The organism is Candidatus Fukatsuia symbiotica (assembly GCF_003122425.1).
Lineage (GTDB): Bacteria > Pseudomonadota > Gammaproteobacteria > Enterobacterales > Enterobacteriaceae > Fukatsuia > Fukatsuia symbiotica.
The window spans coordinates 2765934-2791736 of sequence record NZ_CP021659.1; the positions used below are offsets into that span (position 1 = coordinate 2765934).

The 25803-nt window shown below is 42.9% G+C and carries 22 protein-coding genes and 3 pseudogenes; 11 read left to right on the forward strand and 14 right to left on the reverse strand.

Annotation, left to right across the window (positions count from 1 at the left end; all coding sequences use genetic code 11):
• Positions 1–79: 79 nt before the first annotated feature.
• The 6 genes and pseudogenes from hfq to hha form a co-directional block, all read right to left on the reverse strand.
• Positions 80–349, reverse strand: coding sequence for an RNA chaperone Hfq (hfq, locus tag CCS41_RS13470; protein WP_072549845.1), 270 nt, complete (start codon positions 347–349; stop codon positions 80–82).
• Positions 350–462: 113 nt separating this feature from the next.
• On the reverse strand, positions 463–1404 hold the full coding sequence (gene miaA / locus CCS41_RS13475; RefSeq protein WP_072549844.1) for a tRNA (adenosine(37)-N6)-dimethylallyltransferase MiaA: 942 nt from the start codon (positions 1402–1404) through the stop codon (positions 463–465).
• Entirely contained in the window at positions 1391–3199 is a 1809-nt protein-coding gene (mutL, locus tag CCS41_RS13480) for a DNA mismatch repair endonuclease MutL (protein WP_119797687.1), read from the reverse strand. The genes miaA and mutL overlap by 14 nt, the downstream gene beginning before the upstream one ends.
• Positions 3200–3307: 108 nt before the next feature.
• Positions 3308–4630: pseudogene (gene amiB, locus CCS41_RS13485) on the reverse strand (N-acetylmuramoyl-L-alanine amidase AmiB); the annotation flags it as partial.
• A complete protein-coding gene (gene tsaE / locus CCS41_RS13490) occupies positions 4620–5108 on the reverse strand; it encodes a tRNA (adenosine(37)-N6)-threonylcarbamoyltransferase complex ATPase subunit type 1 TsaE (protein ID WP_072549861.1) in 489 nt (162 codons plus the stop codon). The gene tsaE and the pseudogene amiB, both read right to left, overlap by 11 nt.
• 120 nt (positions 5109–5228) lie before the next feature.
• Positions 5229–5432: a hemolysin expression modulator Hha gene (gene hha, locus CCS41_RS13495; RefSeq protein WP_072549841.1), complete on the reverse strand. Its 204-nt coding sequence runs from the start codon at positions 5430–5432 to the stop codon at positions 5229–5231.
• A gap of 795 nt (positions 5433–6227) precedes the next feature.
• On the opposite strand from hha, the gene CCS41_RS13500 reads away from it, so the two are divergent.
• Complete coding sequence (locus CCS41_RS13500) at positions 6228–6461, forward strand: YoaH family protein (protein ID WP_072549840.1); 234 nt, start codon at positions 6228–6230, stop codon at positions 6459–6461.
• A complete protein-coding gene (gene dbpA / locus CCS41_RS13505; RefSeq protein ID WP_072549839.1) occupies positions 6458–7852 on the forward strand; it encodes an ATP-dependent RNA helicase DbpA in 1395 nt (464 codons plus the stop codon). Before CCS41_RS13500 ends, dbpA begins: the two co-directional genes overlap by 4 nt.
• A gap of 203 nt (positions 7853–8055) precedes the next feature.
• Here the strand turns inward: dbpA and groL are convergent, their stop codons facing one another.
• Both groL and CCS41_RS13515 read right to left on the reverse strand, forming a co-directional pair.
• Positions 8056–9705 (reverse strand): chaperonin GroEL, encoded by a 1650-nt coding sequence (gene groL / locus CCS41_RS13510; RefSeq protein ID WP_072549838.1) that lies wholly within the window; start codon positions 9703–9705, stop codon positions 8056–8058.
• 47 nt (positions 9706–9752) lie between these two features.
• Positions 9753–10052 carry a co-chaperone GroES gene (locus CCS41_RS13515; protein WP_072549860.1) on the reverse strand — a complete coding sequence of 100 codons (300 nt, stop codon included), beginning with the start codon at positions 10050–10052 and terminating at the stop codon, positions 9753–9755.
• Between the two features lie 219 nt (positions 10053–10271).
• On the opposite strand from CCS41_RS13515, the gene asd reads away from it, so the two are divergent.
• Entirely contained in the window at positions 10272–11378 is a 1107-nt protein-coding gene (gene asd / locus CCS41_RS13520; RefSeq protein WP_072549837.1) for an aspartate-semialdehyde dehydrogenase, read from the forward strand.
• 250 nt (positions 11379–11628) lie between these two features.
• Here the strand turns inward: asd and CCS41_RS13525 are convergent, their stop codons facing one another.
• Together CCS41_RS13525 and mutH are read right to left on the reverse strand one after the other, a co-directional pair.
• A complete protein-coding gene (locus CCS41_RS13525) occupies positions 11629–12345 on the reverse strand; it encodes a TerC family protein (protein WP_072549836.1) in 717 nt (238 codons plus the stop codon).
• 85 nt (positions 12346–12430) lie between these two features.
• Entirely contained in the window at positions 12431–13123 is a 693-nt protein-coding gene (gene mutH, locus CCS41_RS13530) for a DNA mismatch repair endonuclease MutH (RefSeq protein WP_072549835.1), read from the reverse strand.
• Between the two features lie 411 nt (positions 13124–13534).
• Here mutH and rppH point away from each other — a divergent pair, with 411 nt between their 5' ends.
• Positions 13535–14035 carry an RNA pyrophosphohydrolase gene (gene rppH / locus CCS41_RS13535; protein WP_072549834.1) on the forward strand — a complete coding sequence of 167 codons (501 nt, stop codon included), beginning with the start codon at positions 13535–13537 and terminating at the stop codon, positions 14033–14035.
• Between the two features lie 53 nt (positions 14036–14088).
• Here the strand turns inward: rppH and rbsB are convergent, their stop codons facing one another.
• The gene (gene rbsB, locus CCS41_RS13540; protein WP_072549833.1) at positions 14089–14988 is read right to left on the reverse strand and encodes a ribose ABC transporter substrate-binding protein RbsB; all 900 of its coding nucleotides are present in this window, start codon (positions 14986–14988) and stop codon (positions 14089–14091) included.
• 951 nt (positions 14989–15939) lie between these two features.
• Between rbsB and CCS41_RS13550 the strand changes: the two genes are divergently transcribed.
• Both CCS41_RS13550 and yfbR read left to right on the forward strand, forming a co-directional pair.
• Positions 15940–17175: a pyridoxal phosphate-dependent aminotransferase gene (locus CCS41_RS13550; RefSeq protein ID WP_072549831.1), complete on the forward strand. Its 1236-nt coding sequence runs from the start codon at positions 15940–15942 to the stop codon at positions 17173–17175.
• Positions 17176–17369: 194 nt separating this feature from the next.
• Positions 17370–17954 (forward strand): annotated as a pseudogene (yfbR, locus tag CCS41_RS13555) (5'-deoxynucleotidase); the annotation flags it as partial.
• Between the two features lie 2 nt (positions 17955–17956).
• On the opposite strand, the pseudogene yfbV reads toward yfbR, so the two are convergent.
• A pseudogene (gene yfbV, locus CCS41_RS13560) lies at positions 17957–18414 on the reverse strand (terminus macrodomain insulation protein YfbV).
• A gap of 259 nt (positions 18415–18673) precedes the next feature.
• Here yfbV and CCS41_RS13565 point away from each other — a divergent pair.
• The 5 genes from CCS41_RS13565 to CCS41_RS13585 all read left to right on the forward strand — a co-directional run bounded on the left by CCS41_RS13565 (position 18674) and on the right by CCS41_RS13585 (position 24475).
• Positions 18674–19876, forward strand: coding sequence for an acetate kinase (locus CCS41_RS13565; protein ID WP_072549829.1), 1203 nt, complete (start codon positions 18674–18676; stop codon positions 19874–19876).
• Positions 19877–20066: 190 nt separating this feature from the next.
• Complete coding sequence (gene pta / locus CCS41_RS13570; RefSeq protein WP_072549828.1) at positions 20067–22220, forward strand: phosphate acetyltransferase; 2154 nt, start codon at positions 20067–20069, stop codon at positions 22218–22220.
• Positions 22221–22421: 201 nt separating this feature from the next.
• Positions 22422–22865: a PTS sugar transporter subunit IIA gene (locus tag CCS41_RS13575; RefSeq protein ID WP_072549827.1), complete on the forward strand. Its 444-nt coding sequence runs from the start codon at positions 22422–22424 to the stop codon at positions 22863–22865.
• Positions 22866–22915: 50 nt separating this feature from the next.
• Positions 22916–23206, forward strand: a complete 291-nt coding sequence (locus CCS41_RS13580; protein ID WP_072549826.1) for a PTS sugar transporter subunit IIB — start codon at positions 22916–22918, stop codon at positions 23204–23206.
• 12 nt (positions 23207–23218) lie between these two features.
• A complete protein-coding gene (locus CCS41_RS13585) occupies positions 23219–24475 on the forward strand; it encodes a PTS ascorbate transporter subunit IIC (protein ID WP_072549825.1) in 1257 nt (418 codons plus the stop codon).
• A gap of 51 nt (positions 24476–24526) precedes the next feature.
• On the opposite strand, the gene CCS41_RS13590 is transcribed toward CCS41_RS13585, so the two are convergent.
• Both CCS41_RS13590 and CCS41_RS13595 read right to left on the reverse strand, forming a co-directional pair.
• Positions 24527–25099: a DNA-3-methyladenine glycosylase I gene (locus CCS41_RS13590; protein WP_072549824.1), complete on the reverse strand. Its 573-nt coding sequence runs from the start codon at positions 25097–25099 to the stop codon at positions 24527–24529.
• On the reverse strand, positions 25096–25803 hold the full coding sequence (locus tag CCS41_RS13595; protein ID WP_072549823.1) for an amino acid ABC transporter permease: 708 nt from the start codon (positions 25801–25803) through the stop codon (positions 25096–25098). Before CCS41_RS13595 ends, CCS41_RS13590 begins: the two co-directional genes overlap by 4 nt.

A 25803-nucleotide genomic window follows, 5' to 3' on the forward strand; every position in this document is an offset into this window, starting at 1 on the left:
AGCTAGCTTGGAAAACATAAAGTTATATTTTCTATACTGTTTTCCATCCTCGTTCACCAACCAGGCGTGTTATTCAGCATCATCGTTTTTCGGCCGCTGTTGCTGCAGCAGAAACGGTAGGATTATTATCCTTATGGAGTGACACCTGACGATCGGGCACGACAGTAGAAATAGCATGTTTGTAGACCATTTGGTTCACCTTACTTCTTAACACGATAGCAAACTGGTCAAAAGACTCAATCTGTCCCTGAAGTTTAATACCATTCACCAAATAAATAGAAACCGAAACCCTTTCACGACGTAACGCGTTTAGGAAAGGATCTTGTAAAGATTGTCCCTTATTAGCCATCCCATCTTTTCCTTATTATTTGTTGTTTTTAAGTAAGCAACTAGTGGCTCGAAAAGAAACTACGTAAAAATTTTCGCCCTGACATTTTGAGCGATTGTACACAATAGCTCATGCTATATACTAACAACTTGTATTATAGAATCTAAAGTTTGCTGTGGTTTATCACTATCGAACCACTGAACAGCATTCCAACCCCGTAGCCAGGTTATTTGACGTTTTGCGAGTTGACGTGTCGCACAAATTCCGCGGTAAACCATGTCATCATAGCCATAATCACCGGCGAAGTAAGACCACATATGGCGATAACCAACACAGCGCATGGATGGCATATCCTTATGTAAATCCCCACGATCAAAGAGCGCCTTAACCTCTGCTTCAAATCCAGCATCCAGCATATGATGAAAACGAGATTCGATCCGCTGGTGCAAAAAATCACGATGCACAGGCACAATTGCAAATTGATAAACCCTGTACGGCAAAGTTTCACCGGAAGTTTTCATCAATTCCGTTAAAGTGTTACCCGAAATAAGAAAAACTTCCAGTGCCCTGATGAGTCTTTGAGGATCATTTGGATGAATTCGTTGCGCTGCAAGCGGATCCACACTCGCTAACTGCTGGTGTAAAGCTTCCCATCCCAATTTTACCGCTTGCTGCTCAAGTTGCTGACGTATCACAGGATCTGCTGAGGGTAAGGGTGATAAGCCCTCCAAAAGGGCTTTGAAATATAGCATGGTGCCACCTACCAGTAATGGAATACGCCCGGTAGCGCTGATTTCAGCCATTTCTTTCAATGCGTCTCGACGAAAATTTGCGACAGAATAAGACTCGGCTGGATCACAAACATCAATCAAGCGGTGCGGAGTCAGTGCTAATTCTTGAGCACTGGGCTTCGCAGTGCCAATATCCATGCCACGGTAAATTAGTGCAGAATCGACACTGATCAATTCTACCGGCAAATATTGCCGCAATGCTATTGATAACACCGTCTTACCAGAAGCAGTCGGCCCCATAATAAAGATTGCACTGGGGCGGGTTACATTCTCAATTTTGTTCATGTAGTAACATTGCCAATGTAGACTGTATATCAATAAATTGTAAAAGTTCTGCTGGCGGAGATCGCACCAGATGAGGGCAAAGACGTTCAACATCAGTCAATAACTGTATCGCTTGTGAAACATTCCACATCTTATGCTCACTGCTAAGATGCCTAGCAATCCACGTAGCCAGTACTTCTGACGATATTTTATCCTGCTTAGACAAATAGATTAACAATTCTGGTATCAATTTTTGTAAATTTTGGTCACGTAACGGTAACGATACCGCATGTAAAGTCACTCGATTTTGCGTGATCGTCAGCTCAATTCCCATCATGGACAGTAAATTTTTATGGTGCTGATATGCCATGATTTCGGTTTTATCCAGATTAAGCTTTAACGGAATGAGCAAAGGCTGTGCCCGTAATGCCTGTGGCAGTCGGTTAAGCTGTGTTTGTTTCAAGCAACGCTCAGCCACCGATAAAGCCAACAATGCGATTCTCTGATCACTATACTCAATTAACGCATAGCAGGGCAGAAAAATGCTGAGCACCCGACCAAAACTATGACAAGAACTATTACGGTTAACACCATGATGATTAGCATAGACGGCTCCCCATTGCTCCCGCGCAACCAATTTATCGCTATCAGTATGCTGATGGGGTTCTTTAAGCGATTCTGGTTGTGCGTATTTATTCAATCCAGCAGAAACACGAGTTTTAGGCTGCCAGCCAGGTGTTTCTAACGCAGTGTCGATACTCAACACAGGTTGAGTGCCAGATTGCAGAACCTCTAATGGTAGATCTCCCTGTTGTCGAGCCTTATGTTGCAAAACTGCAGTGACAGCCTGATAAATAAAATCATGCACCAGCCTGGCTTGATGGAATCGCACCTCTTGTTTTGCCGGATGCACATTGACATCGACCTGATGGGGATCGAGGTCCAGATAGAGCACATAAGAGGGTTGCTGACCATCTTTTAATAAATCCTGATAAGCTTGGCGGATGGCATGGTTTATCACTCGATCACGCATCATGCGCTTATTAACATAACAATATTGTATTTCATTCAAGGAACGTTTGACGGCAGGATCCACCACCCAGCCACCAATAGCCAAGTCGCCATGCTGCCACGAAATGGCTAACGCATGTTGTAAAAATGCCGCACCACAGATACTCGCTAATCGACGCTCATATTGTGATGGATCGAGGGCAGATCGATACTGACGTATCAACTTATCATTATGACCAAGATTGATGGTAACATCGAAGCGTGCCAGGGCAATACGCCGAACTACTTCATCAATATGACCAAATTCGGTTTTTTCCGTGCGCATGAATTTGCGACGCGCCGGCGTATTATAAAACAAATCTAATACCTCAAGCGTACTACCGACCGGATGAGCAGCTGGTTTGATAGTCACCGCCATATCACGTCCTTCCACATAAGACTGCCAGGCCTCTGCTTGTTTAGCCGTACGTGAAGTTAACATCAAGCGGGATACCGAACTAATACTAGCCAGTGCCTCACCACGAAACCCCATACTAAGAATGGTTTCCAGATCTTCCAATGAACGTATTTTACTCGTGGCGTGTCGAGCCAATGCCAACGACAGTTCTTCTTTAGCAATGCCACAACCATTATCTCGAATACGAATAAGTTTCGTGCCACCACGTTCGATATCGATGTCAATGCGCGTCGCACCCGCATCCAAACTGTTTTCTAGTAACTCTTTGACTACCGATGCAGGTCGTTCCACCACCTCTCCTGCAGCGATCTGATTAGCAAGTTGTGGTGGTAATATCTGAATCGGCATCATCGTTCCTTTTGCTAATGTATGTTAGAGCCTATCCGAAATCTGTTGCCATCGCTGATACTTCATCAAAAATGCGCTCATCATTACCAGGGATCTTCAACGTCGAGTCGGCGAAACCTGTAACGGGTGCGCCAAAAAATAATTGCGTAAACCTTGATAAATCGCCTGAGCAATTTTACCCTGGTACTCATCACTACCAAGCAACCGTTCTTCCATGCTATTGCTAATAAAGCCGGTTTCCACCAATACCGAAGGAATATCGGGTGAACGTAATACCCCAAGGCTGGCATGTTCAGGTTCAACTTTATGAATGGAGCCAACACGTTTCAATTCACGTAGCATACTAGCCGCGATGGCATAACCAACACGCTGAGAATGACCAAATTGCAAATCTAACACTGCTTTGCTTAGGTACGGATCGGCTGAAGGACTAGCTAGCAGATCACCCGCACCACCAAGCAGCTCCGACTGTTTTTCGTGTTGTTCCAACCAATTACCAAGTTCACTGTTAGCACGGCGATTAGATAACACCCAAACTGACGCGCCCCTCGCGCGGCGGTTTGGGGCAGCATCGGCGTGAATAGACACCAATACATTAGCCTTTTGTTTACGTGCTACATCAGAACGCCCCATTACCGAGAGGAAATAATCGCCATTACGGGTTAATACCGGTTTAAACAACGGATCGTTATCGAGTAAAGCCGCTAATTTACGTGCAACACTAATAGTAACATGCCTCTCTTGCAAACCATTTTGACCAACAGCACCTGGATCTTGGCCACCATGTCCGGCATCGATGGCAACAATAACCAAACCGCTAGCGCCACGATTACTGACAGATGAACCTGCCGTTTTCACCGTACGGGCTGATCCTGTGGTCATCATTCCAGTAGTCGTAACACCTGTAGTAACAGTGCCGACACTATTCTTGCCGATCCCTACTGGCTGATTATTAAATGGATTATTACTCTCGCTAGAGGATTTAGGTTGCAGCATAGATGCTATTTCACGAGCTGGTGTCTTTCCTTCAGCGATCAGGGTGAAAATCACCTGATACACGTTGCCCGCTTGCTTAGCGAGCACATTGGTTTTCACTTTTCGCGTCAAATCAAATACTAGACGAGTACTTTGTGTGTCTCGGGGTTGACTAGAACGAATTTTTTTTAACAGATGAGGTTCACGGAACGCCAAAGGTAAACCTGAAACAGTGCCACTTTGCCGAACATCCAGCACCAATCGCTCAGGATCCTGTAACAGAAAAAAATCATACACTGGGCGTTGATCAAAACTCAGTATCACTTTGCTCTCAGTAAACCCGTTACTAACGTTGATATCGGTTAATTTCATCGCCCAAGAAAAAACGGGGACGACCAAAACGCAAAAAATAGCAACAAACAAAAGGGGAACACTGTAACGCCAGTTAAATATCATTGTTTGAATACCGTGACTCAGCAGCTAAACGCTGTAATAGTTCGACACCGTAGTCAGAACAAGCCACTAACCGGGCCTGACGCCCTTGCTGATGATAAGCTAAATGAAGCTTAATATCTGCTTTGGGCAAAAAACCGGCTCCTTTTTGTGGCCATTCCACCAAACAGATAGCCTGTTGATCAAAATAATCACGGACACCCATAAATTCCAATTCTTCCGCATCAGCTAAACGATACAGGTCGAAATGATAAACTGCTCTTGGTGTTAAAATATAAGGTTCAACCAAAGTATAAGTAGGACTTTTTACACTACCACGATGGCCCAAGGCACGAAGAAAACCACGGCTGAAGGTGGTTTTTCCACTGCCTAACTCACCGAGAAGATAAATAACGCTAGCACTATTGCAAACAGACGCCAAAACGGAACCCAATGCAACGGTGGCAACTTCATCAGGTAAAAATAAAACCTGTTTTTTCATGCTGTAATATCTATTTTGCTTTGCGAGTTCAAGAGTAACATGCTGTATCTCAGCAAAGTGATTAACCACTGCAAGTAAAAGCATCCATACTTTCAGCGTAACTGAACAAGATCTCGCACATTACCTGACATGTTGCCACATCGAAGACGGAACCTTATCGAAAAATTTATCCGCAATAACCTCTGCCAATCTATGATCCGCAGCAGAATTAAACGATTCTAGCTCATCATCAGAAAGTTCGTACCTATTCTTTTCAATTACCCTCTCTAAGGTAGCAAGAGTCCTACATTTTCTTAAACGCATTAAATAATCTGTTTTTGTCATGATGAATAATCTTCTCGATATACAAATAAATATAGGACAACCATCTCTTAAGTTTTGACCACGCCATAAGCATATTCGCAATCTATTACACTCGCTGACACTCCGCCAAAAATGTACTCAGAATAATACTCATTGACCCTATGTAAACTTTCGCTCATTTCGTCTTCGTCTGAGCGTCGTTCATAACGATTTCGAATAGATTCCGAGAAAAATATCTTTCTTACTGAGAGAAATTTCTTTCATTTAAGGAAGTTATTTTTAAATTTATGATGCAAAGAAGCAGTGTATCCGCTTACGCTACCCAGCGTACTCGGGGAAGTAGAATCGTTCACCCAGAGATATTGTTACAGTACGGATCTTTACACAAGAAATGCAATTGGGCAATATGATTTCTCTTTGACAAGAACTTTTCATATCATCCAACCCGTTGTGTTTTTATTGATTGTCATCTAGCTACCAGCAGAGCCATTAAATAACAGCAAAAAAATTAAGCACAACGAATACGATGCACATAAATCATTTTTCAATCTTACGTGCCACATTATTACTTAATTTTACAATTTATCCCGAGTGGAACTGTTGTAATTATCGACTATTATTAAAAATAAACTTTACAGAATTGATATCTTTCGGTTACCACACAACGGTAATTCATTGAATAATTAGCCTTTAGATGAAGTAAAATTCAATAACGTTTTAATAAATATAAGCATAATTTATCTTTCTCGAATGCGTTAAATACAGATAGCGCAGAGGAAGGAGTATACTTGCATATTATTTGCAGGAGATAAATTCATGTTAACGGACATGCCCTCGATTTCCCATCAGGAACAACAAAAAGCAGCGGAAAAAGTTCACCAATTGATATCAACGGGAATGAGTAGCGCTGAAGCGATCACGTTAGTAGCACAAGAAATTCGGATGCAACATAAAGACGATCCTCAAGTGACCCTGTTTTTTGATGACGACCTTGATGACGACCTTGAGAAAGCGACTAAATCGATATATCGTCAGGAGTCACCATTGTGAGTACTACTGGTTTTTCTTCATTAACGCTGCCTGCCGAACAGTTGTCGAATCTTAAAGAATTGGATTACAACGAAATGACACCGATACAGGCAGCAGTATTACCGGCAATCCTTAAAGGACAGGATGTCCGTGCCCAGGCCCAAACCGGCAGCGGTAAAACGGCAGCGTTTGGCATCGGTTTGCTGGATAAAATTGCTATGGGAGCATTTGTCACGCAAGCTTTGGTACTCTGTCCAACACGTGAATTGGCAGATCAAATCAGTAAAGAGCTACGCCGTTTAGCCCGTTTTACACAAAATATTAAAATTTTAACCCTCTGTGGTGGTCAGCCGATGGGGCAACAGCTCAATTCTCTGGTGCATGCTCCTCATGTTGTGGTCGGTACCCCGGGTCGTATCCAGGAACATCTGAGTAAAACTACCTTAATATTAAAGGGGCTAAAAGTACTAGTGCTGGATGAAGCTGACCGCATGCTGGATATGGGTTTTAGTGAAACCATCGATAAGATTATTAATTACGCTCCGCAACAATACCAAACTCTATTATTTTCCGCTACTTATCCTGTCGGAATTGAACAAGTTAGCGCAAAAATACAGCGTCATCCATTAAATGTGGTCGTTGCACAACAAGAAAACGAAACCTCTATTGAACAGGTATTTTACGAAACTACCTGTGAAGAGCGTTTGCCACTACTGATTACGGTACTCAGACATTATCAACCAAGTTCTTGTGTAGTATTTTGTAATACCAAACGAGATTGCCAGGATGTCTATCGAACCCTTGGATCCTGTGGTATGAGTGTATTGGCTTTACACGGAGATTTAGAACAATCTTTGCGAGATCAAGTATTAGTTCGGTTTACTAACCATAGCTGCCGTATTCTAGTTGCGACTGATGTTGCCGCCCGTGGTTTGGATATTAAAGATTTGGTATTAGTGGTTAACTTTGAATTGGCTTTTGATCCAGAGGTACATATTCATCGTATAGGACGTACCGGCCGAACGGGGAAAAATGGCCTTGCTCTAACGCTTTGTACACCACAAGAGATGAACAGAGCACACGCCATAGAAGACTATTTGCACACGAAACTAAGCTGGATGCCCACTGAGAAAATACGTACGACCGATAGTTGCAATAATAGTGTCATACTGGAAGCAGAAATGATCACTTTGTGTATCGACGGTGGTCGTAAAGCCAAAATACGCCCCGGAGACATTTTAGGTGCCCTAACAGGAAATGCCGGTTTAACCGCTGCTGATGTAGGAAAAATAGCTATATTCCCTGCACATGCTTACGTAGCTATCCGTAAAACGAGTGTAAAACGTGCTTTGCTACAGTTACAGCAAGGAAAAATTAAAGGTAAAAACTGTAAAGTACGCGAACTAAAATAACCACGCTGTCTAGCCAACTAACCGGAGCGGCGAGGCGATATAACTCTAGATCTCGTGGAGAAAACGAACGAGGGAAAATATTTTTTAACACAGACACAATTCTAACCAACACAAAAACACAAACGAGCAGGGTAACCCTGCTCGCTTTCACTGCGGATAAGCTGCCTATAAAGAATCAATGTCCTCTATCAAGCAGTGGGGAATTACATCATACCACCCATTCCACCACCCATACCGCCCATTCCACCAGCGCCCATATCGGCACCTTTTTCGTCACGTGGCAAATCAGATACCATACACTCGGTAGTAATCATCAGGCCAGCAATGGACGCAGCATACTGTATCGCAGAGCGAGTAACCTTGGTTGGATCCAAAATACCCATTTCGATCATATCACCGTATTCTTCAGTTTGTGCATTGTAACCAAAGTTACCACTACCTTTTCTTACCTTATCAGCAATAACAGAAGCTTCCTCACCAGCATTAACCACGATCTGACGCAACGGCGCTTCCATCGCTTTAAGAGCAACAGTAATACCCACATTCTGGTCTTGATTGTCACCTTTCAGCTCACTGAGAGCAGTAGCAACACGAATCAAGGCCACACCACCACCAGGTACCACACCTTCCTCTACAGCCGCTCGGGTTGCATGCAGAGCATCTTCCACACGAGCTTTTTTCTCTTTCATTGCAACTTCAGTAGCTGCACCGACTTTAATAACAGCCACGCCACCAGAAAGTTTAGCGACACGTTCTTGCAGTTTTTCTTTGTCGTAGTCAGATGAAGCTTCTTCAACTTGTGCTTTAATCTGAACTACACGAGCCGCAATCATACCTTTATCACCCACACCATCAATAATGGTAGTAGTATCTTTAGTGATAATAATACGTTTTGCTTGCCCAAGATCTTCCAGAGTCACTTTTTCCAGAACCAACCCCACTTCTTCAGCGATGACGATACCCTTGGTTAAAACAGCAATATCCGCCAGCATGGCTTTACGACGATCACCAAAGCCCGGGGCTTTAACCGCAGCAATCTTGACAATACCACGCATAGTGTTTACCACCAGCGTTGCCAATGCTTCACCTTCAACATCTTCTGCAATAACCAATAGGGATCTACCCGCTTTTGCCACCGCTTCTAATACTGGCAGAAGTTCACGGATATTAGAAATTTTCTTATCAACCAATAGAATAAAAGGATTGTCGAGCTCTACGGAAGAACCTTCTGGCTTATTGATAAAGTAAGGTGACAAATAGCCACGATCAAACTGCATACCTTCCACGACGGTAAGCTCATTATAGAGACCACTAGCTTCTTCAACCGTGATAACACCTTCATTACCCACTTTGCCCATCGCTTCTGCAATCAATTCACCAACAACCTCATCGGAGTTCGCGGAAATAGTACCCACTTGAGTAATGGCTTTTGGATCAGCGCAAGGTTTTGACAATTTTTTCAACTCTTCGACTGCTGAGTCTACCGCCTTGTCGATACCGCGTTTCAGATCCATCGGGTTCATACCTGCAGCAACAGCTTTCAGACCTTCAGTAACGATAGCTTGTGCCAACACTGTTGCCGTAGTTGTGCCATCTCCCGCAACGTCATTCGCTTTAGAAGCCACTTCTTTGACCATCTGCGCACCCATGTTTTCAAACTTATCTTCCAGTTCGATTTCACGGGCAACAGAAACACCATCTTTAGTGATGCTTGGAGAGCCAAAAGATTTATCTAGAACTACGTTACGGCCTTTGGGCCCCAAGGTAACTTTTACTGCATCAGCAAGAATATTCACGCCACGCAACATTTTTACGCGAGCATCATTGCCAAATTTTACGTCTTTAGCTGCCATTATTCTTTCCCTCAAATTCGTTTAGTTCAGAAAATTGATTGATCGTACTACTTATTTTCAACAACAACGGCCAAAATGTCACTTTCTGACATGATCAACATTTCTTCGCCATCAATCTTCTCTACTTTAACCCCGTAGCCATCATTAAAGACAATGACATCACCCACTTTCACGTCTAAAGGCCTGACCTTCCCGTCGTCCAAAATACGCCCGTTACCAACCGCAAGGATTTTACCACGTGTTGATTTACCCGCCGCTGAACCCGTCAGAACAATACCCCCAGGCGATTTATTTTCAACTTCTTTGCGCTTAACTATAACGCGATCATGTAATGGACGAATGTTTATTTGTTGTTGTGTCATTTATCGCTCTCCTATAAAAAGTCCGTATCAGATGCAGGATTGATACCCATTTACTGTCATCAGCGGTACCATGACCTACTAAGTGGGGGCATTGTCACTCCCTTCAAGGGGAAAACCAAAAATTTTTATTTCCTTTGTTTTCCCTTTGAAGGGATTATTAGCTTGTGCAATCCTTACATAATCTTACTTTGGAACGTAACAATTATGAAAAAAGTTGGTTTTATCGGCTGGCGTGGTATGGTCGGTTCAGTATTAATGGAACGAATGGAGGCAGAAAAAGATTTTGACGTTATCCACCCTGTATTTTTTTCTACTTCTTCGGAAAAAAACCAGAAAACACCTGAGATAGGGGGTCGATGCCATGAATTACACCGTGCTGATGATATTGACACATTGTACGCATTAGACATCATTATCAGCTGCCAAGGAGGAAATTACACCCAAGAAATTCATCCCAAACTGCGTAAAAAAGGCTGGAAAGGCTATTGGATCGATGCTGCTTCATCGCTGCGCATGGAAGAAGACACCATTATCATTTTAGATCCAGTTAACAAGCCTATGATTGAGCAAGGTATAAACAACGGTATCAAAACCTTTGTCGGAGGCAATTGTACTGTGAGCCTAATGCTGATGTCGCTGGGCGGTTTGTTTGCTGATGATTTAGTAGAATGGGCTTCTGTGGCAACTTATCAGGCCGCTTCTGGCGCAGGTGCACGCCATATGAATGAACTTATCAGACAAATGGGTAAATTGCATGGTTGTGTAGCAAACGAATTGCTAAATCCGGCAAAAACCATCCTCGAGATTGAAAGTAAAGTGACGGCACAGATCCGTAATTGTTCCTTACCCACAGATTGTTTTTCTGTACCGTTGGCAGGCAGTGTGATCCCATGGATAGATAGTGCGTTATCTAATGGTCAAAGCCGTGAAGAATGGAAAGGTCAGGCGGAAACCAATAAAATCCTCAACACCAGCACGGTGATCCCAATCGATGGCCTATGTGTACGCATAGGGGCACTACGTTGCCATAGCCAGGCATTCACCCTGAAATTAAAAAAAGACACATCGCTAGAAGACATTGAAAAAATTATTGCTCAACATAATGAATGGGTACGGGTGATCCCCAACGAGCCAGAACTGACTAAACGTAAACTTACACCAGCTGCGATCACCGGCACGCTGAATACTCCGGTTGGACGTCTACGTAAACTCAACATGGGGGAGAAGTATTTATCCGCATTTACTGTCGGTGATCAGTTATTGTGGGGAGCCGCTGAACCACTACGTCGTATGCTACGTATGTTGCTGTAGTTGCATATATCGCAAGAGATCTTAGGACCTGTTCCAAATCTTCTTGAGCGACGCTCAGACGAGGAAAAAATGGGCGAAAAAGCGCAGTTTACATAGAGTAAATGAACATTTTGAGCCCGTTTTTGACGAAGTATCAGCGAGCACAAAAGATTTCGAACAGGTTCTTAGGCAGCCACCATTGTGTATGTCTCCGCCTAAGGTAACCAAGTTTAACCAAGCCACGTCAAAAAACCCGTTTTATAACAATTTTTTAACGAGTCATGCGATTTTTTTTACCACGTAACCAATTTAGCGTCTCAACTCCTATTGAAAAAAACATGGCGAAATAAATGTACCCTTTCGGCACTCGCATTTGAAAACTTTCCAACACTAAAGTCACGCCCACCAAAATCAAAAAAGCAAGCGCTAGCATTTTAACCGACGGATTCTGATTGACAAACTCTCCGATAGGCCGAGCAGCAAACATCATCACTCCGACAGCAATCACGACCGCAGCCATCATGATAAACAAATGATCAGAGAGCCCAACAGCCGTTATCACAGAATCCAAACTAAAAATAATATCCAGCAACATAATTTGCACAATGGCACCCGCAAAGGAACTGACATTACTGCTGTGATAATTTTCATCCCCAGAAATGGATTCGTAGATTTCTTTAGTTGACTTCCAAACCAGAAACAACCCGCCGCAGAGTAAGATTAAATCACGTGTTGAAATATCATGCTCTACAACAGTAAACAGCGGCTTAGTCAAACCAATGACCCAAGTAATAGAAGCCAGCAAAGCCAGACGCATCAACATCGCTGCGGTCAAACCAATCCGCCTGGCTTGACTCTGTTGCGCTTTAGGTAATTTTGCCACTACCAGAGAAAGGAAAATAATATTATCTATACCAAGAATAATCTCCAGGATAGTTAGTGTGCCCAGAGCCAACCAGGCATCAGGATCGGCAATCCATTCGAACATTACCTATACGCCCTATAAAACACAAAAGCAGGATTATACGCATTATCTCGCTTAATCATAATCAAGACTGCGTAATTACCCGTTTTTAAAGCAGAAAATAGCGAGCCAACAATTCACGGGTAAAAGCCTTTTTCAGATAAAAACCACGGGGCAATGTCATGATTGGCTGTCCTTTTTCACCAATCGCTTCCGTTAAAGCGTAGCGATTGGCGGCCTTGGGACGCAATTGCAAAACTTCACCGTGGCGGGCAGTAATACTCTCAACTTTACCCAGGACGATCAAATCCATCAGTTCTTCCCAATCATGGCGAAGTCGTTTTGTTTCCTCGGCATTCGGACTCCAGAGCAGAGGAGCACCAATACGGCGATCAGCCAAAGGAATATGCCGCTCTCCTTCCACAGGTACCCATAATACTCTGGAAAGTTTGTTACGAACATGGCAGCTATCCCAAATAACACCACTATTACCAGTCAATGGAGCAATACAAACAAAAGTGGTTTCTAACGGTACACCTTGAGCACTAACCGGGATGGTTTTCAGCTCAATACCGATGTCAGCAAAATCTTGCTCCGGTTTACTACCAGCCTTAGCACCCAGGTAGAATTCCAACAACATGCCTACCCAACCTTTTTTTTTCTTCAAATTAGCAGGGATAGTCCACTGAATTCGCCTTGCCAGCTCCCCCAAAGTGAAACCAGACAGCGCTTGAGCACGAAGAAAGAGCTGATGTTCATCACATGGTGGTAACGGAGAGAGTAAATACACACGAGACCTCATTTCAAAACCAATTGTGCAGCAAAACCTATCAACAGATTAAAAAACAAACTAAAAACTAAACCAGCATGCAAATTCCCTTATCAGGCTAAGCGATAGCAAATAATAGCATGAATTAGATGATGTTTTTTTAACAGGTAGATGGCGGTCATTTTTGTCATTTTTATTTTATGCACCAGTTTTCAACAATAATAAACAGGATTTTACCTGTTTATCCACAGATTTTTGGGATAACCTTATTAAATTGACACTGTTCTTTCAATTTATGATCTTGACATAGAAAATTTTTATATATCCACAAATTGCACGCAAAAATTGTCATCTTACATGAACCAATAAGCAGTAGTTTACCGCTTGTAGCTATTGTGAAACAATCGGGGTATCTTTAAATTCTAAGCTGATCGAGGTGGTCTGGTGATTGATGATGACGGCTACCGCCCGAATGTTGGTATTGTAATCTGTAATCGACAAGGGCAGGTTCTATGGGCTCGGCGTCATGGTCAGCACTCTTGGCAATTTCCTCAGGGCGGGATCAACCCCGGCGAAACACCAGAGCAGGCGATGTACCGTGAACTCTTTGAAGAGGTCGGTCTCAGTAGAAAAAATGTTCGTGTACTGGCTTCGAGCCGCAACTGGTTACGTTACAAATTACCTAAACGTTTAGTACGTTGGGATACAAAGCCGGTGTGTATCGGTCAAAAACAACGCTGGTTTTTGTTACAACTGATAGGGAATGATACCGATATCAATATGCAATGCAGTAATGTCCCCGAGCTTGACGGCTGGCTCTGGGTGAGTTACTGGTACCCAGTACGTCAGGTTGTTTCTTTCAAACGCGATGTATACCGCAGAGTTATGAAAGAATTCGCAACCACGGTGATAGCAATGCACGCCATTACCAATAATCGAAGATAATCAATATTATTGACTACCTACACCATCATCATAGTTGCAACCTTTATTTTACTTTACTTGCTCATTACCAGTTTCAAACCTATCAGAATAATGTCAGGTATTTTTTCGCCTTTTAGTACTTTATCGGCCATTTCCACACCTTTCGCGCCAATCTGTTCCGGTTGCTGAGCAATGGTCGCCGCCATTTCACCACTTTTAACCGTTTTAACCGCTTCATCAGTGCCGTCGAATCCTACCACTAGCACATCCATTCTTTTCAGGTTCTGCAAAGTCTGCAAAGCACCCAACGCCATTTCATCATTTTGCGCAAATACGGCCTGAATATTAGGGTAAAGAGTTAACAACTCTTGCATCACATGCATCCCGTCTGTGCGATCATAGTGCGCCGGTTGGCTGGCCAATAAGTTAAACTTATGTTGCTTTACTGATTGCCTAAAACCTTCAGCACGTTCACGCACTCCTGAAGAAACAACGATCCCCTCCAGTTGTACAACTCTAGCACCATCACCCAGTTTACGTGCAATAAAATCACCCGCCATTTTTGAACCCAGGATATTATCAGAAGTAATATGACTTTTTACTGTGACACCATGCGCTATGCGATCCAGTGTGATAACTGGAATGTTAACCTCATTTGCCAACTTAACCGAGTTACCTGCCGCATTGGAATTAACCGTACTGATTAACAAGAATTTAACGTCGGAACGCATTGTCAAAGATTGAACATTGAGTAGCTCTGTAGCTGAATTATTTCTTGAATCGTACACCTCTAAAGTATAACCCAATTTATCTGCTTCCTTTTGTGCCCCTTCTTTCATTGAAATAAAAAATGGATTACATGGATTATCTAGAGTAGGAACAACCAGTGCAATGGTATCTTTAGCCAACACCTGAGTACTGGCAATAAAACTTAATACCACTAAAATCGGGGTACCCCATTTATTTATTTTCATCCATATGCCTCCAAAAAACCCTGTCGTTCAAAACCCTGTATATTTAATCACAAAGCGTAAGCAATTCACCCGGGCAATTAAACGTTACCATGTTTTAATCATCCTTTTGTACACCGACAATTTATCTTATCGTGAAAAATGGGATCGGTTCAAAAAATTTTCTGTCAAAAAGCAGAAATATACTATCAAAAAATCTCGTGCCGGGTTCATCCATCATTACCAAGAGGTGAAAAAAAACAATTCGTTACCCGCTAAGTGTTCTAAACGCCGCATTTTTTAACTTACTGCCAATTGCGTTTTACCAATCCTTTTTACAGACAGTATAAAAAAAGTAAATAAACACTCTGAATTCATTTCTGACGAAGTATCAGCGAGCACAACAGATTTCGAATAAGCTCTAAGATATCAATGTTGTCCTGTTGCTAATGGCCAACTAACAAATATTATTTAGTAATACACAGAAAAAAACAATTAAATATAAAAAATATCTTTAAGCTATTGCTATAACATTTTACGTGTATTAGTAAACTGATAACGCAATGACGATAAATAAACAAGCCATTCTGTCATTAAATCTATTTAATAATTTACAAAATTAATAGTGAAATAAAATTTTTAACATCCCCATACTAAAAATAAGCAATATCAAGTCACTTTTTCTTACAGTTAAAAATTTATTGCCTTCTGGAAAGCCTACTCAAAATCTTGCAAAACCTACTACATACTGCAAATTCTGTGCTACCTGGTGCTCGCAATCCTCACGTACTCGCATGTACACTGCGGGTTACTGTGCTCCAAGCACCTTAAATTCGCATAACACACTACGGTTTTGCAAGAAGTCTAATACAGAAGCGTAAGTCTTCAAAAACCTGCAACGTCGGAGTACATTGAGCGGCATCTGCCTTGTTCTCATGTGAAAGATCGATTTTAACCAACAGAAGGCTTATTTTTATGTTACTTATTGAGAAATCTAGTAAACCGATTAAGAAATCCAGCAAACTGGAAAACGTGGGTTACGACATTCGTGGCCCAGTACTAAAAGAAGCAAAACGCCTTGAAGGGGAAGGCCATAAAGTACTGAAGCTCAACATTGGCAACCCAGCACCTTTCGGTTTCAGTGCACCCGATGAAATTTTAGTCGATGTTATCCGTAATCTACCGACGGCTCAAGGCTATTGTGACTCCAAGGGGCTATATTCGGCACGTAAAGCCATCATGCAGTACTATCAAGCACAGGGAATGCATGATCTGACAGTGGAAGATATTTACATTGGTAACGGTGTTTCCGAGCTTATCCAGCAAGCAATGCAAGCATTACTCAATACTGACGACGAAATGCTCATACCTGCACCTGACTACCCACTATGGACTGCCGTGGTATCATTATCGAACGGTAAAGCGGTACATTACCTCTGTGATGAAGGTGCTGATTGGTTTCCTGATCTTGGTGACATTCGCAAAAAGATCACGCCAAATACTCGCGGCATTGTGATCATCAACCCAAACAACCCAACGGGGGCAGTTTATAGCAAAGATCTATTAAAGGATATCGTGGCAATCGCTCGTGAACATGATCTGATTATTTTCGCCGATGAAATCTACGACAAGATCCTCTATGACGATGCGATACATCATCCTATTGCTACCCTGGCCCCTGATCTGTTCACCGTGACTTTTAGCGGTTTATCCAAAACCTATCGTGTCGCTGGTTTTCGCCAAGGCTGGATGGTATTAAATGGCCCCAAAAAACACGCGACAAGCTACATCGAAGGCTTGGACATGCTGTCTTCAATGCGCCTCTGCGCCAACGTGCCAATGCAACATGCCATCCAGGCAGCATTAGGGGGCTATCAGAGTATCAATGAATTTATTAAGCCAGGGGGACGTTTGTATGAACAACGTAACCAAGCCTGGGAGCAGATCAATCAGATCGAAGGCGTGAGTTGCGTTAAACCTCGTGGAGCGCTCTACATGTTTCCACGTATTGATAAACGCTTTAAGGTGTACAACGATGAAAAAATGGTGTTGGATCTACTGTCGCAAGAAAAAGTATTATTGGTGCATGGTAGCGCATTTCATTGGCCTGATCCGGATCACTTTCGTATTGTCATCCTACCCGCTGTCGATGAATTGACGACGGCAATCGGAAAGCTAGCGCAATTTTTTAAAAAATATAAGCAGAAGTGATTATCCATCTAGCCAGTACAACTCACTAAGCACCTATGCGAAATCGTCTGAGCAATACTCAGACGGTGAAAAGTCTATCAAATTCATTGCTCATCTCGGGTGTTGTCTATATGCTTACCGCCTACTTAGCAAATATCCGGTATCACAATAAAATAAATAAAAATGAAGTGGTTGAATAACGTGGAGCATTCGCTATGAGTCATTTTTTCGCCCATTTATCTCGTCTTACCCTGATCCACCGCTGGCCGTTAATGCGCAATGTGCGTATCGAAAATGTCTCCGAGCACAGCTTACAGGTTGCCTTTATTGCTCATGCCTTGGCTGTCATTAAAAACCGTAAATTCGATGGCAAACTCAATGCCGAGCGAGTAGCACTGCTGGCGATGTATCACGACGCTAGCGAAATTATCACCGGCGATTTACCAACAACAATAAAATATTACAATCAGCAAATCGCCCATGAATATAAAAAGATTGAAAATATTGCCCAACAAACATTGATAGAAATGTTACCAAAAGAATTACAAGATGATTTTCGTTATCTACTCGACGAATGTTATTGTAGCAAGGATGAAAAACAATTAGTAAAACAAGCCGATGATTTATCGGCTTATCTAAAATGCCTGGAAGAATTATCAGCCGGTAATAAAGAATTTGCTCCGGCTAAAGCACGATTAGAAAAAAAACTGCTGAAAGAACCGTCCTCTGAATTGACCTATTTTATGCAAAATTTTGTGCCAAGTTTCAGTATGTCACTGCAGGAAATGAGTCTAAATTCGCATCACAAGTCGTCGAAAAATGTTTCGTCTAACTGCCCAAACGCAGATTTAAGTAATTCAGCCAACGATTGATAAGTTGGCGTTGTTTCAACAGGCACCACTCTCTTACCCGCTTCGCTTAATTTCTGGCGCACACTATGAAACCACTGTAACAAAGTTAGCGGCAATGGCATCATCGATCGCTTACCCAACCACCATAATCCCTGCAATGGTAAACTACAGGCAAAGAATGCCGTGGCAATAGCCGGAGCCAGCTGCCCCCTAACGCTATCTGCCAAGTTAGTGTAAAAATCGCCAACGGTGGCATAAAACGGATGCCGAAGAGCGTCATATTAACGACACGATTTTCGGCAAAAATCGGTGCCAGGCGTCTGTCTAACGGCCAGGTTTTCATATATTTCTTCCCACGTTGGAGTATCTGAAACCAGCCTATCACCGGATCCGAGGGATTGTTCGTCATAACTTACCTCTATTTTTACCGAAAAAATTAAAATCTCCTGCGTTGCGCAGCACTCGCAATCTCTTTGTACTCTGTGTACACTCCGATTGCTACGCGCCCTGTGCCTGAAACTTCATATAACGAACTACGGTTTCGGGTAGCCTATGGCTTTCAAGTCACCTTCGGCTTTCAGCTTTTGCAAGAGGTCTATTCTAGTCGATCTCTCTCCCTTTAAACTTGTGGTTTAATTTAGCCAGTAAACAAAAAAATAGGTACTTCCATGTCGAATAAGCTAATACTGGTTCTGAATTGCGGTAGCTCCTCATTAAAATTCGCGATTATCGATACGAACAGCAGTACAGAACACCTGTCTGGTTTAGCTGAATGCTTATCCCTTCCGGAAGCCCGTATTCAGTGGAGAATCGAGGGTATTAAACAGGAAACAACATTGGCCGCTAAGGCAACCCACAAAGAAGCACTGGATTTCATTGTTAATACAATTCTGAAAAAAAAACCAGATCTTTCTGCTCAACTGAATGCCATTGGGCATCGCATTGTCCACGGCGGTGCAGAACTCGCTGAGTCAATGATTATTGACGATGATGTCATCCAATGTATCGAAGCTGCGATCCCATTTGCCCCCTTACATAATCCTGCTCATCTAATTGGCATCCGGGAAGCATTCCGTTCTTTCCCTCATTTGAAAGAAAAAAATGTGGCGGTATTCGACACCGCTTTCCATCAGACGATGCCGGAAGAATCTTACCTCTATGCTTTGCCATACAAACTGTATCAAGAACAGGGTATCCGTCGTTATGGCGCCCACGGGACTAGCCATTTATATGTCAGTCAAGAAGCAGCAAAAAAACTGGGTAAACCGCTAGAAGAACTCAATGTCATCAGTTGCCATTTGGGTAACGGCGGGTCAGTCACAGCGATACGTAATGGTCGCTGTGTTGATACTTCGATGGGATTAACACCCTTGGAAGGTTTGGTGATGGGGACACGTAGCGGCGATCTGGATCCTGCGATTATTTTTTATCTTCATAATCAATGCAAGATGAATATTGATCAAATTGATAAGTTACTTACCAAAAGATCCGGGTTGCTGGGATTAACCGAAGTAACAAGTGATTGCCGTTATATTGAAGACAATTACCACATCACAGTCGAAGCCAAACGGGCGATGGACGTTTTCTGTCATCGTTTAGCAAAATACATCGGCGCCTATAGCGCACTGATGGCAGGCCGTTTGGATGCCGTTATTTTTACCGGTGGTATCGGTGAAAATTCAGGGCTAGTACGTGAACTAACACTGAACAAACTGGCGCTCCTGGGTTTTGCCGTTGACTCAGAAAAAAATACAGCGACGCGTTTCGGCAAATCCGGCTTCATCAGCCAAGAAGGCAGTCGGCCAGCTTTAGTTATCACAACCAACGAAGAGCTGGTAATCGCACGAGATACCGCGCGTTTGACCGCATAAACAGATTCAGAATACAACTGCCTAAGAGCCTGTTCCAATCTTCTTGAGCAACGCTCAGACGAGGAAAAAATAGGCACAAAAGCGCAGGTTACATAGAGTCAATGAGCATTTTGAGCTCGTTTTTGACGAATGACGTGACCAAAACACGGTGGGCACAAGAGATTTCGAACAGGTTTTTAGAGGTGTGGCTATGTCTCATACAATTATGTTGATCCCCATAAGTACAGGTGTTGGCTTAACCAGTGTCAGCCTGGGTGTTATTCGCTCAATAGAGCAAAAAGGTGTTCGTCTCAGTGTATTCAAACCTATTGCCCAACCACGTTCTGATGGCGACACACCGGATCACACCACGACAATTATCCGAGCCAACTCCAGTATCCATGCTGCTGAACCGCTGAAGATGAGTGAGGTTGAGACACTAACACTGTTAAGTTCTAACCAACAAGACCTATTAATGGATGAAATAGTCGCGCGTTACGACAAAAATACGCAAAATGCCGAGGTGATATTGATCGAAGGCCTGGTTCCAACCCGTAAACATCCTTTTGCCAATACACTGAATTACCAGATCGCCAAAACCTTGAATGCTGAAATTGTTTTCGTTTTGGCACTAGGCAATCACTCACCGTGTCAGCTAAAAGAACAGATCGAACTCGCCGCCTCTAGTTTCGGGGGTATCGAAAATAAAAATATTACCGGTGTGATCATCAACAAATTGAATGCACCCATTGATAAGCAAGGTCGTACTCGCCCTGATTTATATGAAATTTTTGATAGTTCCAACAAAAACGAGGTGACAACGATTCAGCCAAGCCAGCTATCTAACAGAAGTCCGCTACCATTATACGGCTGCATACCCTGGAGTATTGATCTCATTGCCACTCGCGCCATCGATATCTGTCGACACCTTAATGCCAGTATCATTAATCAAGGTGATATCAACACACGCCGCGTTAAATCCATCATTTTTTGTGCTCGTAGTCTCCCCAACATGCTAGCACATTGGCGCCCAGGTGCGTTGCTTGTCACCTCAGCGGATCGCCCAGATGTGCTGGTTGCTGCCTGCTTGGCAGCGATGAACGGTGTTGCCATTGGTGCTATTTTGCTTACCGGAGGGTATCAAATGGATGATTCTATCAGGCAACTCTGTCAACGTGCTTTCCAGACAGGTCTACCCATCTTTATGGTCAATACCAACAGTTGGCAAACATCGCTAAATCTACAAAGTTTCAGTCTGGAAGTATCAGCAGATGATCATGAACGTGTTGAAAAATTACAAAATTATATCGCCAGTCATATCAGCAGTGAATGGATCAATTCACTTAGTATTGCTTCTACACGTTCACGCCGTTTATCACCGCCTGCATTCCGCTACAAACTGACAGAACTGGCGCGTGAAGCAGCTAAACGTATCGTGCTCCCTGAAGGAGAAGAACCTCGTACCGTGAAAGCAGCTTCCATTTGTGCCGAACGTGGCATCGCCACACCGGTACTCTTAGGCAACCCTGAAGAAATTCGTCGAGTTGCGGCAACACAGGGCATTGAATTAGGTAAAAACATCGAATTAATCAATCCCGTTGTAGTACGTGAACACTATGTTTCACGGCTGGTTGAACTGCGTAAAGATAAAGGAATGACTGAAGTAGTCGCGCGTGAGCAACTGGAAGATAATGTGGTGCTGGGTACGATGATGCTAGAGCAAAATAAAGTCGACGGATTAGTTTCTGGAGCATTGCATACCACAGCCAACACCATCCGCCCAGCATTACAATTGATAAAAACGGCGCCAGGCAGTTCACTGGTTTCATCAATATTTTTTATGTTACTTCCTGATCAAGTCCTTGTGTACGGTGATTGCGCCATCAATCCTGATCCCAGCGCCGCTCAACTCGCTGAGATCGCGATTCAATCTGCAGATTCAGCTGAAGCGTTTGGTATTGAACCGAAAGTGGCGATGATCTCTTATTCTACCGGAAATTCTGGTGCTGGTAGTGATGTAGAAAAAGTCCGCGAAGCCACACGTTTGGCAAAAGAAAAACGCCCCGATTTGATTATTGATGGGCCATTACAATACGACGCCGCCATTATGGCGGATGTGGCCAAATCCAAGGCACCTAATTCACCCGTGGCTGGCAAGGCTACCGTGTTTATTTTCCCTGATCTCAACACCGGCAATACCACTTACAAAGCGGTACAGCGCTCTGCCGATTTGATTTCCATTGGCCCCATGTTACAAGGGATGCGCAAACCAGTGAACGATCTGTCTCGTGGTGCACTGGTAAACGACATTGTTTACACCATCGCATTGACCGCCATTCAATCCATGAACAGAACAACCACTTAACTACAATAGACTTTTTGCAAAACCCAATACATGCTGTGAAGTCAAGACACACGGAGCGCAGCAGCCAAAAGGGTACATAAATAAAAAAATAAATCTAACTTAATGATATAGGGTGAAAACCCTATCTGTTGACATTCATCACATTAATAATTCTAGAAAATATTTATTCTCGAGCTAACAGTCACGAGGAGTAAAGCTTTCATGTTAAGAGAACTACTAACGTCAGATGTTGTTCAAATCGTGGAGCAAGCCAATAACTGGCGGGATGCCATTGCTATAGCTTGTCAACCTTTAATTAATCATAATGCTATCGAGCCACATTATGTCGAGGCTATTTATCGATCACATGAGGCAATTGGCCCTTATTACGTGGTAGCACCAGGTATTGCTATGCCACATGCGCGGCCAGAAGAAGGAGTCAATAAATTATCATTGTCATTAACACTTATTTCTCAGGGAGTTGCCTTCAATACACAAAGAAATGATCCGGTAAAATTATTAATCGTTTTAGCCGCGACTGACAGCCATAGCCATATTAATGCCATCTCTCAGCTAGCAAAATTATTCGCCAATCAGGACGATATTAATGCCATATTAAGCGCTGAAAACATACATGATATTCTTGCCATTATCGCGCGTTATTAATGTTACTATCTGATTAAACGTTTCATCGTTGGAAAATTCATGGATAGATAATGACACAGATTACAGTAGTCTCTGGCATTGGCTTATGTACTAGCCTGCTGATGAAAATAAGTATCAAAAGTATTCTCACCGAATTAGCCGTAGCCGCCAAGGTTAACCATGTTGATCTCAATTCAGCCAAAGGAATGAACAGCGACATTTTTGTCGGCACTCGCGATATCACAGAACAATTAGTGGCTCAATCTATCGCTGGAAAAATCGTCTCATTAGATAATGTAATTGATAAAAAAATTATGAAAGAACGACTATCAGTAGCATTAATCGAATTAAATATTTTATAACTGGAGGTATAGATGGATTTTTTTCGTTTTCTAATGGACGATGTGTTTGCTGAACCAGCAATATTGGTCAGTTTAATCGCACTAGTTGGCCTGCTTGCCCAAAAAAAAACCCTGACAGAATGTATTCAAGGTGCCGTTAAAACCATTATGGGTCTTGTTATTCTAAGTGCAGGTGCCTCTTTGGTCGTATCTTCTCTCGGTGATTTTGCCAATATTTTTCAACATGCTTTTGGTATTCAAGGTATCGTCCCTAATAATGAAGCCATTGTTGCTGTTGCCCAAGAAAATTTTGGCAAAGAAATGGCGATGATCATGTTTTTCGCCATGTTGATTAATATTTTGATCGCACGCTTTACACCCTGGAAGTTTATTTTTCTCACCGGTCATCACACCCTTTTTATGTCGATGATGGTCGCCGTTATTTTAGTAACCTCAGGGATGACAGGTTTGCCCCTCATTACCGTCGGCTCTCTAATAGTTGGTATATCAATGGTTTTCTTTCCAGCTATCGCTCACCCTTATATGAAAAAAGTCACAGGATCGGATGATGTCGCCATTGGTCATTTTTCCACGTTGTCCTACATCCTTTCAGGTTTTATTGGCAGTAAATTGGGTAATAAAAAACACTCCACCGAGGATATGAACGTCCCTAAAAATTTGTTGTTTTTACATGATACCCCGGTAGCAATTGCTTTCATTATGAGTATTATTTTTGTCATCACTTGTTTATTTGCCGGTAATGATGCCGTAAAAAATCTCAGTGGCGGTAAAAACTGGTTTATGTTTTCCCTGATGCAGTCGATCACCTTTGCTGCTGGTGTCTACATTATTTTGCGGGGCGTTCGCATGGTAATCACTGAAATTGTTCCGGCATTCAAGGGTATTTCCGATAAATTAGTCCCTCATGCTAAACCGGCGCTGGATTGTCCAGTAGTTTTCCCTTATGCCCCTAACGCAGTATTAGTTGGTTTTTTAAGCAGTTTTACCGCAGGGGTTCTTTGTATGTTCACACTGTACCTGCTTAACATGACGGTAATTATTCCAGGCGTTGTCTCGCATTTTTTTACCGGCGGAGCCTCTGGAGTATTCGGTAATGCAACGGGTGGTCGACGTGGCGCTATACTGGGCGCTTTTACTCAAGGACTGTTAATCAGCATCCTACCTGTTTTTTTATTGCCCGTCCTGGGTGATATCGGTTTTGCCAATGCCACCTTCTGCGATGCAGATTTCGGTGCCGTAGGCATTTTATTAGGCACTATTGTCCGTTAATTAATGTCCTCGTGAATGATATCTCCGTAAATAGATTTCTTGCACAAAAAATCATCCAACCACGTTATCAGGATGACAAAAACAACTGACAAGATGATCATTCACCAAGCCACTGGCTTGCATAAAAGCGTAGCAAACCGTAGGGCCAATAAATTTAAACCCCCGTCTTTTCAGTGCATGGGACATAGCATCAGACACCGGCGTGGTCGCCGGTATCTCATCTTGGCACCACCAACGATTAACTTGCTGTTGACCGTTAACGAAACTCCAGATGAAACCGGAAAAATCTTCTCCACGTGCTACCATTGCCAAATAAGCCCTAGCATTGGTGATAATGGCCTGGATTTTACCACGATGACGAATAATACCGCTATCTTGCATCAACATTTCTACTTGCTCTGATCCCATCAATGCAATTGCCTGAGGATCAAAATAATAAAAGCGCTGCTGGTAATGAGCACGTTTCTTAAGCACAGTGATCCACGAAAGACCCGATTGTTGTGCCTCCAAACATAACATGCCAAATAGCACTTGATTTTGCCTTTGTGGAATACCCCATTCGGTATCGTGATAAGCGATATATGATGTATCCGAAGTGACCCAACCGCAGCGCTTGCTATTCATCGTGCACTTTTTTGTTGACAATACTGGGATAACTTAAAGCGTCGGCTGATGGCATTCACCATCAGATCCAGGCTGAGACAGAGCATAAAATAAACAAGTGCTACAAACATAAAAATTTCCATCGGATAAACCATGCTACGATTATTGACCTGTGTTGCTAAGAATGTCAGTTCGTTGACGCCCACGATATAGGCCAGAGAAGTATCTTTAATCAATGAAATCCATTGATTAATAAATGAAGGAACCATCATACGCAATGCCTGTGGTAACACAATAAACCATAAAACCTGACGTTGGTTAAATCCCAATGATAAACCCGCCTGCCACTGACCGGTCCCCACTGCCATTATCCCCGCTTTTACTGCATGAGCCAGATAAGCTGATGCAATCAACGTTAGCGCACAAACCACGGTAGTGATTTCAGGGATATCAATACCAAAGGTAATAGGCAATAGAAAATAAGCCCAAAAAATCAGCATAATTACGGGAATAGCACGGAAAAAACCAAGAACAGTAACTAAAATTCCGCCCCAGAAGCCACGCGCCATCGCCAGTAGCATTCCCAACAAAGTTCCTAAAATAGCGGAAGCAACCCCAGACATTAGACTGATCAATAACGTCAATGCCGCCCCACCCAATCGACCATCAGGAAAAACGCCCCACATCAGGTAGCGCCAATTATCAATGATAATGGTGAAATCCAT

Bases quoted from the DNA above. Each gene is read 5' to 3' on its own strand.
- hfq (WP_072549845.1), bottom strand. From the start codon at position 349: ATGGCTAATAAGGGACAATCTTTACAAGATCCTTTCCTAAACGCGTTA.
- miaA (WP_072549844.1), bottom strand. From the start codon at position 1,404: ATGAACAAAATTGAGAATGTAACCCGCCCCAGTGCAATCTTTATTATG.
- mutL (WP_119797687.1), bottom strand. From the start codon at position 3,199: ATGCCGATTCAGATATTACCACCACAACTTGCTAATCAGATCGCTGCA.
- tsaE (WP_072549861.1), bottom strand. From the start codon at position 5,108: ATGAAAAAACAGGTTTTATTTTTACCTGATGAAGTTGCCACCGTTGCA.
- hha (WP_072549841.1), bottom strand. From the start codon at position 5,432: ATGACAAAAACAGATTATTTAATGCGTTTAAGAAAATGTAGGACTCTT.
- CCS41_RS13500 (WP_072549840.1), top strand. From the start codon at position 6,228: ATGTTAACGGACATGCCCTCGATTTCCCATCAGGAACAACAAAAAGCA.
- groL (WP_072549838.1), bottom strand. From the start codon at position 9,705: ATGGCAGCTAAAGACGTAAAATTTGGCAATGATGCTCGCGTAAAAATG.
- asd (WP_072549837.1), top strand. From the start codon at position 10,272: ATGAAAAAAGTTGGTTTTATCGGCTGGCGTGGTATGGTCGGTTCAGTA.
- CCS41_RS13525 (WP_072549836.1), bottom strand. From the start codon at position 12,345: ATGTTCGAATGGATTGCCGATCCTGATGCCTGGTTGGCTCTGGGCACA.
- mutH (WP_072549835.1), bottom strand. From the start codon at position 13,123: ATGAGGTCTCGTGTGTATTTACTCTCTCCGTTACCACCATGTGATGAA.
- rbsB (WP_072549833.1), bottom strand. From the start codon at position 14,988: ATGAAAATAAATAAATGGGGTACCCCGATTTTAGTGGTATTAAGTTTT.
- CCS41_RS13550 (WP_072549831.1), top strand. From the start codon at position 15,940: ATGTTACTTATTGAGAAATCTAGTAAACCGATTAAGAAATCCAGCAAA.
- CCS41_RS13565 (WP_072549829.1), top strand. From the start codon at position 18,674: ATGTCGAATAAGCTAATACTGGTTCTGAATTGCGGTAGCTCCTCATTA.
- pta (WP_072549828.1), top strand. From the start codon at position 20,067: ATGTCTCATACAATTATGTTGATCCCCATAAGTACAGGTGTTGGCTTA.
- CCS41_RS13575 (WP_072549827.1), top strand. From the start codon at position 22,422: ATGTTAAGAGAACTACTAACGTCAGATGTTGTTCAAATCGTGGAGCAA.
- CCS41_RS13580 (WP_072549826.1), top strand. From the start codon at position 22,916: ATGACACAGATTACAGTAGTCTCTGGCATTGGCTTATGTACTAGCCTG.
- CCS41_RS13585 (WP_072549825.1), top strand. From the start codon at position 23,219: ATGGATTTTTTTCGTTTTCTAATGGACGATGTGTTTGCTGAACCAGCA.
- CCS41_RS13590 (WP_072549824.1), bottom strand. From the start codon at position 25,099: ATGAATAGCAAGCGCTGCGGTTGGGTCACTTCGGATACATCATATATC.
- CCS41_RS13595 (WP_072549823.1), bottom strand. From the start codon at position 25,803: ATGGATTTCACCATTATCATTGATAATTGGCGCTACCTGATGTGGGGC.